The organism is Acidovorax sp. 93, assembly GCF_003633835.1.
GTDB lineage: Bacteria > Pseudomonadota > Gammaproteobacteria > Burkholderiales > Burkholderiaceae_C > Acidovorax > Acidovorax facilis.
In genome coordinates this window covers 4570358-4582395 of sequence record NZ_RBIT01000001.1, presented here as the reverse complement: position 1 = coordinate 4582395, position 12038 = coordinate 4570358, and the positions used below count along the sequence as shown (strand labels likewise).

Below are 12038 nucleotides of genomic sequence, written 5' to 3'. Positions count from 1 at the left end.
CTGCTCAAGCCCTTGATTCGGCAACGATTATTGGCTGGCGGCGCTGCAGCAGGCCTTAAAAGTGGCGAAAATAGCGACATCTCTTGGCAGCTTTCATGGCAATCCTTCCCATTCTCTGTTACCCGGACCCCCGGCTTCACAAGGTTGCACGCCCCATTGCGGCGGTGGACGACCGCATCCGGACGCTGGTCTCCGACATGCTGGCCACCATGTACGACGCCCATGGCATTGGCCTGGCCGCCACCCAGGTGGACGTGCACGAGCGCCTGGTGGTCATCGACGTTTCTGAGGAACGCAACCAGCCGCTGGTGCTCATCAACCCCGAACTGGTCTGGACCAGTGCCGAAAAGCACCTCAACGAAGAAGGTTGCCTCTCGGTACCCGGCATCTACGACGGCGTTGAACGCTTCGATGCCGTGCATGTGCGGGCACTGGACGCCCAGGGCCAGTCCCGCGTCATTGAGGCCGATGGCCTTCTGGCGGTGTGCATCCAGCACGAGATGGACCATCTCATGGGCAAGGTGTTTGTGGAATACCTCTCCCCACTCAAGCGCAACCGCATCAAGACCAAGATGGTCAAGCAGCAGCGGGGGGCGCGCGAGTGACCGGTCCGGCGCTCTGCACCCGCAGGGGTGGCGGAGTGCTGGCGCGCCTGGCGCTTCTTGTGCTGGCGGTGCAAATTTCGGGCTGTGCGCTGCCAGCCCGCGAAAAAGCCGGCGCGCTGCGCGCCGAGGTGGTTGCCCGTCTGGGGCCGCCCACCGCCTCCTTCCCTTTGCCAAGCGGCGAGCGGCTGCTGTACTCCGAACTGCCCGCAGGGTTTGCGGCCTACAACCTGGATTTCGACGCCAGCGGCAGGCTGGTGCGCAACGAGCAGGTGCTGACGCAGGCGCGCTTTGAGAACCTTCCGGTGGGCATATGGACCACCGCCGATGTGCAGCGCACCTTTGGCGCGCCTTTGCGCGTGGAGCGTGTGGCGCGGTTCGAGGGCGACATCTGGACCTACCGCTTCCGCCAGAACTCCGACCCGCGCCTTGCCCACGTCCACCTAGACCGCCAGGGCGTGGTACGGCAGGTGCTATTCACGGACGAGCTTCCCCATTTTGACAACGCGCGCGACTGAGTGCGTACTTACCTCCTGACAACGGTTTCCCATGAGAGTCATTTTTGCCGGCACGCCCGAATTTGCCCGCGTGGCGCTGGAGCGGCTGCTGGCCGCAGGGTTCACGGTGCCCCTGGTCCTGACCCAGCCCGACCGCCCCGCGGGGCGCGGCATGAAGCTGCAGGCCTCCCCCGTCAAGCAATGCGCGCTGGAACACGGCATCCCGGTGGCGCAGCCCCGCAGCCTGCGCCTTGACGGCAAATACCCCGACGATGCAGCCGCCGCGCGAGATGCGCTGGTGGCTGCGCAGGCCGATGTGATGGTGGTGGCCGCCTATGGACTCATCCTGCCACAGTGGGTATTGGATCTCCCAGCCCAAGGGTGCCTGAACATCCACGCCAGCCTGCTGCCGCGCTGGCGCGGCGCCGCGCCCATCCATCGCGCCATCGAGGCCGGGGATGCAGAAACCGGCGTCACCATCATGCAGATGGATGCTGGCCTGGACACCGGCGACATGCTGCTGATGGAGCGGCTGGCCATTGCGCCCACAGACACCACCGCCACCCTGCACGACCGGCTGGCCGCGCTCGGGGGCCGCATGATCGTGGAGGCTCTGGAACTGGCCGCCTGTGGAGGGCTGAAGGCCGTGCCCCAGCCCGCCGAGGGCATCACCTACGCCCACAAGATCGAGAAGGCCGAGAGCACCATCGACTGGTCGCTGCCCGCCACGGTGATCGGCCAGCGTATTCGGGCGTTTGACCCGTTCCCCGGAGCCAGCACCGAATGCGCCGGGGAAACGATCAAAGTGTGGAGTTATGAAATTGATAGCAACAAATCCAATACAGATAAGCGCAATGGCCAAATTTTGTCGGTAAATGGCGACGGAGTGACGGTCGCCTGCGGCGAAGGCACGCTGCGCCTGACCACCTTGCAGCGCGCGGGGGGCAAGCGGCTCGCAGCGGCCGATTTCTTGCGGGGCTTTGACCTGCAGCCCGGCATGGTGCTGGGCGCTGCGCCCACTACCGCCGCGACACCGGCATGAGCCGCCGGGCCGCCATCGGCAACACACTGCGCCACCCCTCCTTTCGCGTGGCCGCCGTCGACATGGCGGGCACGGCCGTGGGCATCGGGGCCTGGGGCCTGGTCACCGGAGTGGTCATGGTCAAGAGCGGGCTGCCCATTGGGATGGCCATCTTCATGTCGCTGGTGGTGTATGCCGGCAGCGCGCAGCTGGCGGTCATCCCTTTGATGGCGGTGGGCGCGCCGCTGTGGGTGGTCTGGCTCACGGCGAGCTGTGTGAACCTGCGTTTTGTGATCTTCAGCAGCATGTGGCGCAGCTACTTCGCGCACCTGCCGCTGCGCCAGCGCCTGGCGGTGGGCTATTTCAGCGGCGATGTGATCTACGTGGCCTTCATGAAGCGCTTTCCGGAGCCGCGCCCCCAACCCGAGCAGGTGCCGTATTTCTGGGGTGCTGCCAGCACCAACTGGCTGGCCTGGCAGGTGCCGTCCATCGCCGGCATTCTGCTGGCCAATGCCGTGCCGCTGTCCTGGGGCCTGGGGTTTGCGGGCGTGCTGGCGCTACTGGGTGTGCTGCTGTCGTTGCTGTTCGACCGGGCCACCTGGCTGGCCACCGGTGTCGCCGCCACGGCTGCGATTGCCGCGTTTGCACTGCCGCTCAAGCTCAACATCCTGGTGGCCATTGCGGCAGCGGTGGCTGCGGGCCTCTTGATGGAAGCAGTGGACCGTCGCCGCCACAAGCCCGAACTGGTCCTGTTGCCCGCCGACAGCGTGCTGCCCCCTGAAGAACGCGAGCAGGTCGAGGCGGGCGACGTGGTGCCACTGCGCGAGGAGCGCCATCCATGATGAACGACTGGTCCTGGATTGAACCCTCCATCGCCATCTTCGGCCTGGCCGTGATCACGGTGGTGTCGCGCTCGTTCTTCATGATCCCCGAGCGCGAGCTGCCGCTGCCCGACTGGCTCAAGCGCGGGCTCAAGTACGCCCCTCTGGCCGCCCTCACCGCCGTGATCGCGCCCGAGATCCTGATGACCCATGGCGAACTCATCGGCACGTTCATGGACGCGCGCATCCCTGCCGTCCTGTGCGCCACCGCCTACTACTTCTGGCGGCGCGGCATCCTGGGCACCATCGTGGTTGGCATGGTGGTGTACATGCCGCTGCACATCGGCTGGAATTGGTAGAGGAGCACCCCCTGAGCCGTGTGCGTCAGTGCCGCCGCCAGAGGCGGTGGCTCTTCGGTGCAGTCCAAGCCTGCGCAGGCAGGCTTGGAGCCGCTGCCCCTCAGCCCCCAGGAGGACGACGCCAGGGGCCTGGCAAAGCCAGTTCCGCGGTTGCACTGGCACGGGCGCGGGAGCCGCATGGGCTTCGCTCACTAAAATGGCAGCCCTCAAGAGCCCGATTCAATCCACCCCTCCCGCCATGAACATCCTCCGCTTTTCCGATCTGTGCGCCCAAGGCAAGGCCCAAGGCCAGCGCGTTTTCATCCGTGCCGACCTGAACGTTCCCCAGGACGATGCTGGCCGCATCACCGAAGACACCCGCATCCGCGCCTCGATCCCCTGCATCCGCATGGCGCTGGACGCCGGAGCGGCCGTCATGGTGACCAGCCACCTGGGCCGCCCGACCGAGGGTGAGTTCAAGCCCGAGGACTCGCTGGCCCCCGTGGCCGCACGCCTGTCCGAGCTGCTGGGCCGCGATGTTCCGCTGGTCTCGAACTGGGTGGACGGCGTCACCGTTGCCCCTGGCCAGGTCGTGCTGCTGGAAAATTGCCGCCTGAACGTGGGCGAGAAAAAGAACAAGGAAGACCTGGCCCGCAAGATGGCTGCGCTGTGCGACATCTTCGTGAACGACGCCTTTGGCACCGCCCACCGCGCCGAAGGCACGACCTACGGCATCGCACAATTCGCCCCCATTGCCTGCGCCGGCCCGCTGCTGTCGGCCGAGATCGACGCCCTGACCAAGGCCCTGGCCCATCCCCAGCGCCCGCTGGCTGCCATCGTGGCGGGCTCCAAGGTCTCGACCAAGCTCACCATCTTGAAGAGCCTGGCCGACAAGGTGGACCAGCTCATCGTGGGCGGCGGCATTGCCAACACCTTCATGCTGGCGGCGGGCCTGCCCATCGGCAAAAGCCTGGCCGAACCCGACCTGCTGGACGAAGCGCGCGCCGTGATCGCCGCCATGAAAGCGCGCGGCGCCGAAGTGCCGATCCCCACCGATGTGGTCACCGCCAAGGCCTTTGCCGCCGATGCCCCAGCGACCGTGAAGGCAGCCAAGGACGTGGCCGAGGACGATCTGATCCTGGACATCGGCCCCGAAACCGCCGCCCGCCTGGCCACCCAGCTCAAGTCCGCAGGCACCATCGTCTGGAACGGCCCGGTGGGCGTGTTTGAATTCGCGGCCTTTGAAAACGGCACCCGCGAGATTGCCAAGGCCATCGCCGAATCACCCGCGTTCAGCATTGCTGGCGGTGGCGACACCCTGGCGGCCATCGCCAAATACGGCATCGAAAAACAGGTGGGTTATATCTCCACCGGCGGCGGCGCCTTTCTGGAAGTGCTGGAAGGCAAGACGCTGCCCGCGTTCGAAATCCTCGAAAAACGCTTCGTTACCATCGTTTGAAATTTGTTACACGCGCCGGTACAAGCAAATGCAGCCGCGCGTAAGCAAGCACGCCAATCTGTGACCAAAAACAACGAATTGCGTGTGTCTGGGCGCAGTTACCTCAATTTTTTCTTGTTTTTGTTGAGTATCGCGCCCAGAATTATTTTTCAATCGCGTGGGATGTATCTGTTCATGTCCCCGCCTCTCAAAGTCCGTAGGAGGGAATCATGAAATTTTCAAAGGCAGTCAGCTTGGCGGTATTGGCCGGCGCTGTGGCTACTTTGGCGGGATGTGCTTATCGTTCGCCCATTCCCCTGGCGGAGAACTTTGAGCTGACGGTACAACCCAAGGTCCGCTCGGCGGGCCACTGGGAACTGGTCTCGAACGACGTGGTGGCGCAAACCCTCAGCACGCTCGACAAGACCGGCATGGCCCCTGGCACGCAATTGCATGTCGCGCTGCCCCCCAACCCGAGCGCATTCGATCTGGCATTCCGTGATTTCCTGATCACCAAGCTCGTGCAAAGCGGTGCGCCTGTTTTGCAGGATCCTGGCCAGGCACTCAACGTGACGTACAACACGCAGGTGGTTCGTCACAACAGCCCCCGCCCCCACTTCATTCCTGGCCAGTTCACGATGATCGCTGCGGGCCTGATGGCAGCCTACGGCCTGCGTCACGAGCACCTGGATCTGCAACTGCTGGCCGCGCTGGGTGCCACCTCGCTGGCTGACTACGGCGCCAGCATCAACTCGGGCGGCCCCACCAACACCGAGCTGATCCTGACCACCACGGTCACACGCGGCGGCCAGTATGTGGCCCGCAAGACCGATGTGTACTACCTCGAGAACGCGGACACGCCGCTGTTCATGCGTCCGTCGTACTACAAGAACGTCAATATGAAGGTAGTTTCGCAATGAAAACCGCAGCACTTCTGACCGCGCTGGCCGCAGCAGCTTTGCTGGCCGGCTGTGCCAACAATGGCGCGCCCACGCGCACCGATCCGACTTACCAGGAAGCCGCCAACAACCAGTTCCTGACCAGCAGCCGCGATGCTGTGGCCAAGCTGACCGCCGGTTTCGACCTGAGCGCTGCAGGCAGCGGCCCCGTCCTGGTGGCCACCGTGGTCAACGTGAACGACCTGAGCCGCTCGGCCCCTCTGGGCCGCACGCTGTCCGAGCAATACGCCTCGCACATGGCGGCCAGCGGTTTCAACGTGAAGGAAATCAAGCTGCGCGGCGACGTGTTCGTGCGCGAAGGTGCTGGCGAGTTGCTGCTGTCCCGCGAAATCAAGGATATCGCCCGCAGCCACAATGCCTCGCTGGTGCTGGTGGGTACCTACTCGGCCGCTGCCAATTTCACCTACGTGAGCCTGAAGCTCGTGCGCACGGAAGACAGCCGCATCATCCGCGGCCACGACTACGCACTGCCCAACGACCGGGATGTGCAGCGCCTGCTGGCGGTACCGCGCTGAGGGAATGCGAATTCGGTAGGGGTGCTCCCGCTGCGTACGGGGACTCCCGAACCACCCCAAAAAAGGCCGTCTCGACGGCCTTTTTTGTTGCCCACTGCGGGCTCGTGACCACACCCCGGAGTCCTCTGCGCCGCAGCGGCGGGCAGAAAACCGTGCGGCGGTGCTTGTCACCCCACCTAAAATCAGGCCCCATGACCTTCACCGACATGCTGCGCGACGCCACGGCGCAAAACAACTCCCTGCTGTGCGTGGGCCTGGACCCGGAGCCCACGCGGTTTCCTGCGGGAATGCAGGGCGATGCGCACAAGATCTATGACTTCTGCGCCGCCATCGTGGACGCCACGGCCGATCTGGTGTGTGCCTTCAAGCCACAGATCGCCTACTTTGCCGCCCACAGCGCCGAAGACCAGCTCGAACGCCTGATGCAGCACATGCGCGCCAACGCGCCGCATGTGCCGGTGATCCTGGATGCCAAGCGCGGCGACATTGGCTCCACGGCCGAGCAGTACGCCAAGGAGGCCTTCGAGCGCTACGGTGCCGATGCGGTCACGCTGTCGCCCTTCATGGGCTTCGACTCCATCGAGCCCTACCTGGCCTACCACGGCAAGGGCGCCTTTTTGCTGTGCCGCACCTCCAACCCGGGCGGCGACGACCTGCAGACCCAGCGCCTGGCCAGTGTCGAGGGCCAGCCGCTCATGTATGAGCATGTGGCACGGCTGGCGCAAGGCCCCTGGAACAAGAATGGCCAGCTGGGCTTGGTGGTGGGTGCCACCTACCCACAGGAGATCGAGCGTGTGCGTGCCATTGCGCCCACACTGCCGCTGCTGATCCCGGGCGTGGGCGCCCAGGGTGGCGACGCCGCTGCCACCGTGCGCGCCGGGCTGCGCGATGGCGGGCCGATCATCGTGAACTCGTCGCGGTCCATCCTGTACGCGTCCAAGGGCGACGACTTTGCAGCGGCGGCGCGCACCGAGGCCCAGCGCACCCGCGCGGTGCTCGAAGCGGCCCGCGCGCGCTGACACCCCACTTTCAGCTCCTACGACCTTCGCGCCCCAGCTGCACCCGGATCACACCCATGCAGCTCAAGTGGCTCGAAGACTTCATCGTGCTGGCGCAGGAGCGCAGCTACACGCGGGCAGCCGAGCTGCGGCATGTTACGCACCCCGCCTTTGGCCGCCGCATCCGCGCGCTGGAGGCCTGGGCGGGTACGCCGCTGGTGGAGCGCGGTGGCGGCCCCGTCACCCTGACGCCTGCCGGGCAGAGCTTTCTGGAAACTGCGGGCCACATGGCGCGCAGCCTGGCGCAGTCGCACGAGGAACTGCAAAGCCTGGCTGGCCGGCAAGCCCGCACCGTGACGCTGGCCACCGGCCGCACGCTGGCACGCACGGTGGTGGCCGACTGGCTGGTGCGGCTGCAGCCCATTTTGCAAAACGCCGAGCTGTGCATACGCACCCGCGCCCTGGCAGACACCGTGGCGCTGCTGGAAAGGGGTGAAGCCGACTTCTCGCTCGTGTACCACCACCCGGCGCTGGCGATACGGCTGGATGCGCGCCAGTTCATGCATGTCACGGTGGCGTCCGACCGGCTGGTGCCCATTTCGCGGGCGACGGCACAAGGGCAGGCACTGCACCGCTTCGGGCAGGACCACCTGCCCGTGCCCTACCTGGCCTATGCCCCCCAGCTCGCGCTGGGGCGGCTGGTGGAAGACCATCTGTCCCAGAACCCGCATGCGCCCCGGCTGCAGCGGGTGGTGGAGTGCGACTCGGCCGACGCGCACTACGAATACGTGCAAAAAGGCCTGGGCGTGGCGTGGCTGCCCTGGTCCATGGTGCACGCCGATTGCCAGGCCAAACGGCTTGCGCCTGCGGGCGATGTGCGCATGGAAGTGCGCTTCGACGTGCGCCTGTACCGCCCCAAACGCCGACTCGGCCCCGTGGCCGAAGCGCTCTGGAAAGCCCTGGCGCAGCGTTGACCACCCCAGGGTTTGCCCGAGGGGGCAGAACCTATTTGGCACACCTCGGTGCCATTTCAGCACCACAGACGTGTGCCCGCCTTTTCACAATGGCTCCACCCACAAGAACTTCACTGGAGCCCCGCATGCAAAACACTCCCTCCCTGCGCCGCACCGCCTTGCTGTGTGGCATGGCCCTCCTGGCGGCCCCGGCGTTCGCACAGGATGTGTATCCCTCCAAACCCATCACCATTGTGGTGGGCTACCCACCCGGGGGCAGCACCGACCTGACCGGCCGCACCGTGGCCACGGAATTGAGCGCCAAGCTGGGCGTGCCGGTGGTGATTGAAAACATCGGTGGCGCAGGCGGCGCGATTGGTGCACAGAAGGTGGCGAGCAGCACACCCGACGGCTACACCTTTCTGGTGGGCGCCAGCAACGAGATTGCCATCAACAAGCTGGTGACCAAGAAGGTGAAGTACGACGTGAAGGACTTCACCGCCATCGGCCTCATCGCCTCGCAACCGCTGGTGCTGGTGGCATCCACCGGCGCGGGCGTGAAGAACCTGGCCGAGTTCACGCAGAAGGTGGCCAAGAACCCGGGCAAGTTCAGCTACGGCAGTTCGGGCGTGGGCACCTCGCTGCACCTGGCGGGCGAGATGGTCAAGGAGCAGGGCAAGCTCTTCATGACGCATATCCCTTACCGGGGCGTCGCGCCGCTCACCAACGACCTCATGGGCAACAACCTGGAATATGGCGTGTTCGTGCTCTCCAGCGGCCTGCCACACATCAAGAGCGGCAAGGTGATCGCCCTGGGCACCACCGAAGCCAAACGCTCCGCCGCCACACCGGACATCCCGGCCCTGGCCGAAACCCCGCAGTACAAGAACGTGGACATTGGCGTGTGGTTTGCGCTGATGGGCCCGGCCAACCTGCCCAAGCCGGTGTTCGACAAGGTGAAGAAGGCGCTGAACGACACCCTGCAGTCGCCCGAGTTCAAGAAGAAGATGGAAGCCAGCGGCTCCACCGTGGCTGCGACCACGGTCAACATCGACCAGTTCCTGGCGGCCGAAGTCGCCAAGTACAAGAAGATTGTGGAATTCGCCAAGATCGAAGAATGAGCAGCAGCACCGCCCCCCAAAACACGGCCGTTCCACCGCTGGCCTTTGAGCTGCCCGCGCCCGACATCACCGCCTGGCGCGTTGGCAACACCGGCACCGAAGGCGTCTGGCATTTTGACTCGGGCGAACCCGGCCGCCACGTGATGGTCAGCGCGCTGGTGCATGGCAACGAGCTGTGCGGCGCCTGGGCCTTGAAGGGCCTGCTCGAAGCGGGCGTGCGGCCGCAGCAGGGCACGCTCACGCTGGCGTTCTGCAACCTCGATGCGTTCGACCGGTTTGACGCGAGCAACCACGACGCCTCGCGCTTCACCGACGAAGACCTCAACCGCCAATGGCTGGACGAGCGCATCAACGCAGCCGATACCAACGAGCGCCGCCGCGCCGCCGCGCTGCGCCCGTTTGTGGCGCAGGCCGACTGGCTGCTCGACATCCACTCGATGCACGAGCCCTCGGCCCCACTGCTGCTCACCGGCATCCAGCCGCGCAACCTGGAACTGGCGCGCGCCATGCGCTCGCCCGAGCACATCGTGGTGGACGCGGGCCACAAGGACGGCGTGCGCATGCGCGATTACGGCCGGTTTGGCGCGCTGGAAGACGACCACGGCAACAGCACCCGTTCGCTGCTCATTGAATGTGGCTTCCATGGCGACCCGGCCAGCCGCGCCGTAGCGCAGGACCAGTGCGTGCGCTTCATCGAACAGTCCGGCGCCCTGAGCGCCGACGCCCTGGCGCAGCAACTGCCCGGCTGGCGCCTGCCCGATGCGCCCCGCCAATGGGCGCTGGAGGTGACCGGCCCCGTGGTGGCCACCAGCAGCGCCTTCCGCTTTGTTGCGCCCTACACGGGGCTGGAGCTGTTTGAAAAGGCTGGCACCGTGATCGGCGACAACGACGGTGTGCCGGTGACCACGCCGTACGACAACTGCGTGCTGGTGATGCCGTCGGTGCGCCAGGCGAGGGCTGGCGTGACGGTGGTGCGGTTCGCGCGGCGCAGGGCGCTGTAAGCGCTTAGCAACAGCTCAGTAGCGGCGCAACAGGCGCACTGCAGAGGCGGTGGGTGGCAGGAGCCTCCGCCTCTTCCCCTTCAAATACTATAAATTTAATAGCTGTTAGCGCTTATCCATCAAGCGCTAGAGGCCATTTTTGCTTGTATTTTTGGCCCCAACACCACACAGGCCAGAGCTGCCACCACCAGCACAATCCCCGCCCACTGCCAGGGCGCCACACCCTCGTCCAGCAGCAGCCAGCCTGCGGTAAGCCCCACCACCGGCACCGCCAGGCTGAAGGGCGCCACGCGGTTGGCAGGGTAGCGCTGCAGCAGGTTGGTCCACAGCGCATAGCCAACAATGGTGGCCGCCCAGCCCAGGTAGGCCACAGCCGCCCACGACAGCAAGGGCACGTCCGCCAGCGTTTGCCACTGCAGCCAGCGTGCGGCGTCAGGGTCGAACACGGCAGACAGCGCCACAAAAGGCAGCACCGGCACCAGGCTGCTCCAGATCACAAACGCCAGCGGATCAAACCCCGGGCTTTGCTGCTGCGCCAGGCGCGCCACGATGTTGGACGAGGCCCACATGGCAGCGCCGCACAGCGTCAGCAGCAAACCGGCCAGCGTGGTGGCCGCCGCCACACCCACCCCGGAGCCCGGCCCCACGTAGTTCATCGCAAAACACACCAGCCCCAGCGCGGCCAGCACCATGCCCCACCGCAAGGGCAACCCCGGCCGCTCGCGCAGCAGTGCAAAGCCGAACAGCGCGGTGAAGAACACCTGCGTCTGCAGCAGCACACTGGCCAGCCCGGCCGTCATGCCCACCTTGAGCCCGACAAACAGAAAACCGAACTGCCCCACGCCCTGGAACAGCCCGAACAACAGCACCCAGCGCCAGTGCATGCGCGGCGGGCGCACCAGCAGCACCAGCGGCAAGGCGGCACACAGGTAGCGCGCGGCGCCCAGCTGAAAGGGGCTGAAGCTGCGCAGCCCCCATTTCATCGCAACGAAGTTGACGCCCCACAGAACCACCACCACCAGGGCGGCCAGCAGGTCGCGCGCACGCAGCGGGCCACCTACCGGGCCTGGAGGGCCGGATACAGGCGCCGTCACTGCGCAGCCCGCGCAGCGTCAATGTGTGCCTTCACCCGCTGGGCCAGGGCCATGTCGCCGGGGGTTTCGGGGCTCCATTTGTCGATGGCACGGGGCTGCTCGTCGGCATCCACGGCGGTGTAGACCGCTACGCAGTGCAGCACCTCTTGCAGCGGCTCGCCATGGATGCCACCGCTGCGCACCTCCACGGCCAGGTGCATGGCGGTGTCGGTGGTGGACGCCAGGCGCGCATGCACCTCCACCAGATCCCCCGGGCGAATGGGGTGCACAAAATGCGCGCCGCCCACAAACTCGGTGATGCACGGCCCCTTGGCCCAGGCGCTGGCGCAGGCAAAGCCGGCCTCGTCCACCCAGCGCAGCACGGTGCCACCGGGCACACGGCCGGCCTGGGGCAGGGTGCTTTGCGACGCCAGGAAACGCAGGGTGATCGATTGCATGCCAGGTGCTCCAAGGGGCGGATGTTGGAGCCATTATTCTCCAGCGCGCCCTCTGCCGCCGCCCCGCCTGCATGCCTCCAAAGACGCCCCGCAGGTCGGCGAAAATTGACCTGAGTCAAAACCCTACTCAAAACAGCCCCCTACATTGCGTTACATCCCGCGCGGCCTGATGGAGGGCCGCATCCCAGTCGGCGGGTGCCGACACCCCGCCCCCTGAGGTCTACCCTTTTGCGCACACACCCA

At 65.9% G+C, this 12038-nt stretch carries 14 protein-coding genes; 12 read left to right on the top strand and 2 right to left on the bottom strand.

Annotated elements, in window-relative coordinates; translation table 11 throughout:
- The first annotated feature begins 95 nt into the window (after positions 1–95).
- From def to C8C93_RS20830, 12 genes are all read left to right on the top strand, one after another.
- Positions 96–605 (top strand): peptide deformylase, encoded by a 510-nt coding sequence (gene def / locus C8C93_RS20885; RefSeq protein WP_121421624.1) that lies wholly within the window; start codon positions 96–98, stop codon positions 603–605.
- Positions 606–640: 35 nt separating this feature from the next.
- The gene (locus C8C93_RS20880) at positions 641–1120 is read left to right on the top strand and encodes a hypothetical protein (RefSeq protein ID WP_121508160.1); all 480 of its coding nucleotides are present in this window, start codon (positions 641–643) and stop codon (positions 1118–1120) included.
- Between the two features lie 31 nt (positions 1121–1151).
- Entirely contained in the window at positions 1152–2141 is a 990-nt protein-coding gene (gene fmt / locus C8C93_RS20875) for a methionyl-tRNA formyltransferase (RefSeq protein WP_121508159.1), read from the top strand.
- Positions 2138–2962 (top strand): AzlC family ABC transporter permease, encoded by an 825-nt coding sequence (locus C8C93_RS20870; RefSeq protein WP_121508158.1) that lies wholly within the window; start codon positions 2138–2140, stop codon positions 2960–2962. Before fmt ends, C8C93_RS20870 begins: the two co-directional genes overlap by 4 nt.
- On the top strand, positions 2962–3300 hold the full coding sequence (locus tag C8C93_RS20865; RefSeq protein WP_121508914.1) for an AzlD domain-containing protein: 339 nt from the start codon (positions 2962–2964) through the stop codon (positions 3298–3300). The genes C8C93_RS20870 and C8C93_RS20865 overlap by 1 nt, the downstream gene beginning before the upstream one ends.
- A gap of 238 nt (positions 3301–3538) precedes the next feature.
- Positions 3539–4738, top strand: coding sequence for a phosphoglycerate kinase (locus C8C93_RS20860; protein ID WP_121508157.1), 1200 nt, complete (start codon positions 3539–3541; stop codon positions 4736–4738).
- 209 nt (positions 4739–4947) lie between these two features.
- Positions 4948–5637, top strand: coding sequence for a hypothetical protein (locus C8C93_RS20855; protein ID WP_055400342.1), 690 nt, complete (start codon positions 4948–4950; stop codon positions 5635–5637).
- Positions 5634–6191 (top strand): FlgO family outer membrane protein, encoded by a 558-nt coding sequence (locus C8C93_RS20850; protein WP_055400340.1) that lies wholly within the window; start codon positions 5634–5636, stop codon positions 6189–6191. The genes C8C93_RS20855 and C8C93_RS20850 overlap by 4 nt, the downstream gene beginning before the upstream one ends.
- Positions 6192–6382: 191 nt before the next feature.
- Positions 6383–7210, top strand: a complete 828-nt coding sequence (gene pyrF / locus C8C93_RS20845; protein ID WP_121508156.1) for an orotidine-5'-phosphate decarboxylase — start codon at positions 6383–6385, stop codon at positions 7208–7210.
- Between the two features lie 56 nt (positions 7211–7266).
- Positions 7267–8163: a LysR family transcriptional regulator gene (locus C8C93_RS20840; RefSeq protein ID WP_121508155.1), complete on the top strand. Its 897-nt coding sequence runs from the start codon at positions 7267–7269 to the stop codon at positions 8161–8163.
- A gap of 125 nt (positions 8164–8288) precedes the next feature.
- Positions 8289–9263 (top strand): tripartite tricarboxylate transporter substrate binding protein, encoded by a 975-nt coding sequence (locus tag C8C93_RS20835; protein ID WP_121508154.1) that lies wholly within the window; start codon positions 8289–8291, stop codon positions 9261–9263.
- A complete protein-coding gene (locus tag C8C93_RS20830) occupies positions 9260–10264 on the top strand; it encodes a succinylglutamate desuccinylase/aspartoacylase family protein (protein WP_121508153.1) in 1005 nt (334 codons plus the stop codon). Before C8C93_RS20835 ends, C8C93_RS20830 begins: the two co-directional genes overlap by 4 nt.
- Positions 10265–10383: 119 nt before the next feature.
- Here C8C93_RS20830 and C8C93_RS20825 read toward each other — a convergent pair whose 3' ends face one another.
- Both C8C93_RS20825 and C8C93_RS20820 read right to left on the bottom strand, forming a co-directional pair.
- Entirely contained in the window at positions 10384–11358 is a 975-nt protein-coding gene (locus C8C93_RS20825) for an EamA family transporter (RefSeq protein ID WP_228897157.1), read from the bottom strand.
- Complete coding sequence (locus C8C93_RS20820) at positions 11355–11795, bottom strand: acyl-CoA thioesterase (protein WP_055400328.1); 441 nt, start codon at positions 11793–11795, stop codon at positions 11355–11357. The genes C8C93_RS20825 and C8C93_RS20820 overlap by 4 nt, the downstream gene beginning before the upstream one ends.
- Positions 11796–12038: the final 243 nt, after the last annotated feature.

Bases quoted from the DNA above. Each gene is read 5' to 3' on its own strand.
- C8C93_RS20830 (WP_121508153.1), top strand. From the start codon at position 9,260: ATGAGCAGCAGCACCGCCCCCCAAAACACGGCCGTTCCACCGCTGGCC.
- C8C93_RS20820 (WP_055400328.1), bottom strand. From the start codon at position 11,795: ATGCAATCGATCACCCTGCGTTTCCTGGCGTCGCAAAGCACCCTGCCC.
- def (WP_121421624.1), top strand. From the start codon at position 96: ATGGCAATCCTTCCCATTCTCTGTTACCCGGACCCCCGGCTTCACAAG.
- pyrF (WP_121508156.1), top strand. From the start codon at position 6,383: ATGACCTTCACCGACATGCTGCGCGACGCCACGGCGCAAAACAACTCC.
- C8C93_RS20850 (WP_055400340.1), top strand. From the start codon at position 5,634: ATGAAAACCGCAGCACTTCTGACCGCGCTGGCCGCAGCAGCTTTGCTG.
- C8C93_RS20835 (WP_121508154.1), top strand. From the start codon at position 8,289: ATGCAAAACACTCCCTCCCTGCGCCGCACCGCCTTGCTGTGTGGCATG.
- C8C93_RS20865 (WP_121508914.1), top strand. From the start codon at position 2,962: ATGAACGACTGGTCCTGGATTGAACCCTCCATCGCCATCTTCGGCCTG.
- C8C93_RS20855 (WP_055400342.1), top strand. From the start codon at position 4,948: ATGAAATTTTCAAAGGCAGTCAGCTTGGCGGTATTGGCCGGCGCTGTG.
- C8C93_RS20870 (WP_121508158.1), top strand. From the start codon at position 2,138: ATGAGCCGCCGGGCCGCCATCGGCAACACACTGCGCCACCCCTCCTTT.
- C8C93_RS20860 (WP_121508157.1), top strand. From the start codon at position 3,539: ATGAACATCCTCCGCTTTTCCGATCTGTGCGCCCAAGGCAAGGCCCAA.
- fmt (WP_121508159.1), top strand. From the start codon at position 1,152: ATGAGAGTCATTTTTGCCGGCACGCCCGAATTTGCCCGCGTGGCGCTG.
- C8C93_RS20840 (WP_121508155.1), top strand. From the start codon at position 7,267: ATGCAGCTCAAGTGGCTCGAAGACTTCATCGTGCTGGCGCAGGAGCGC.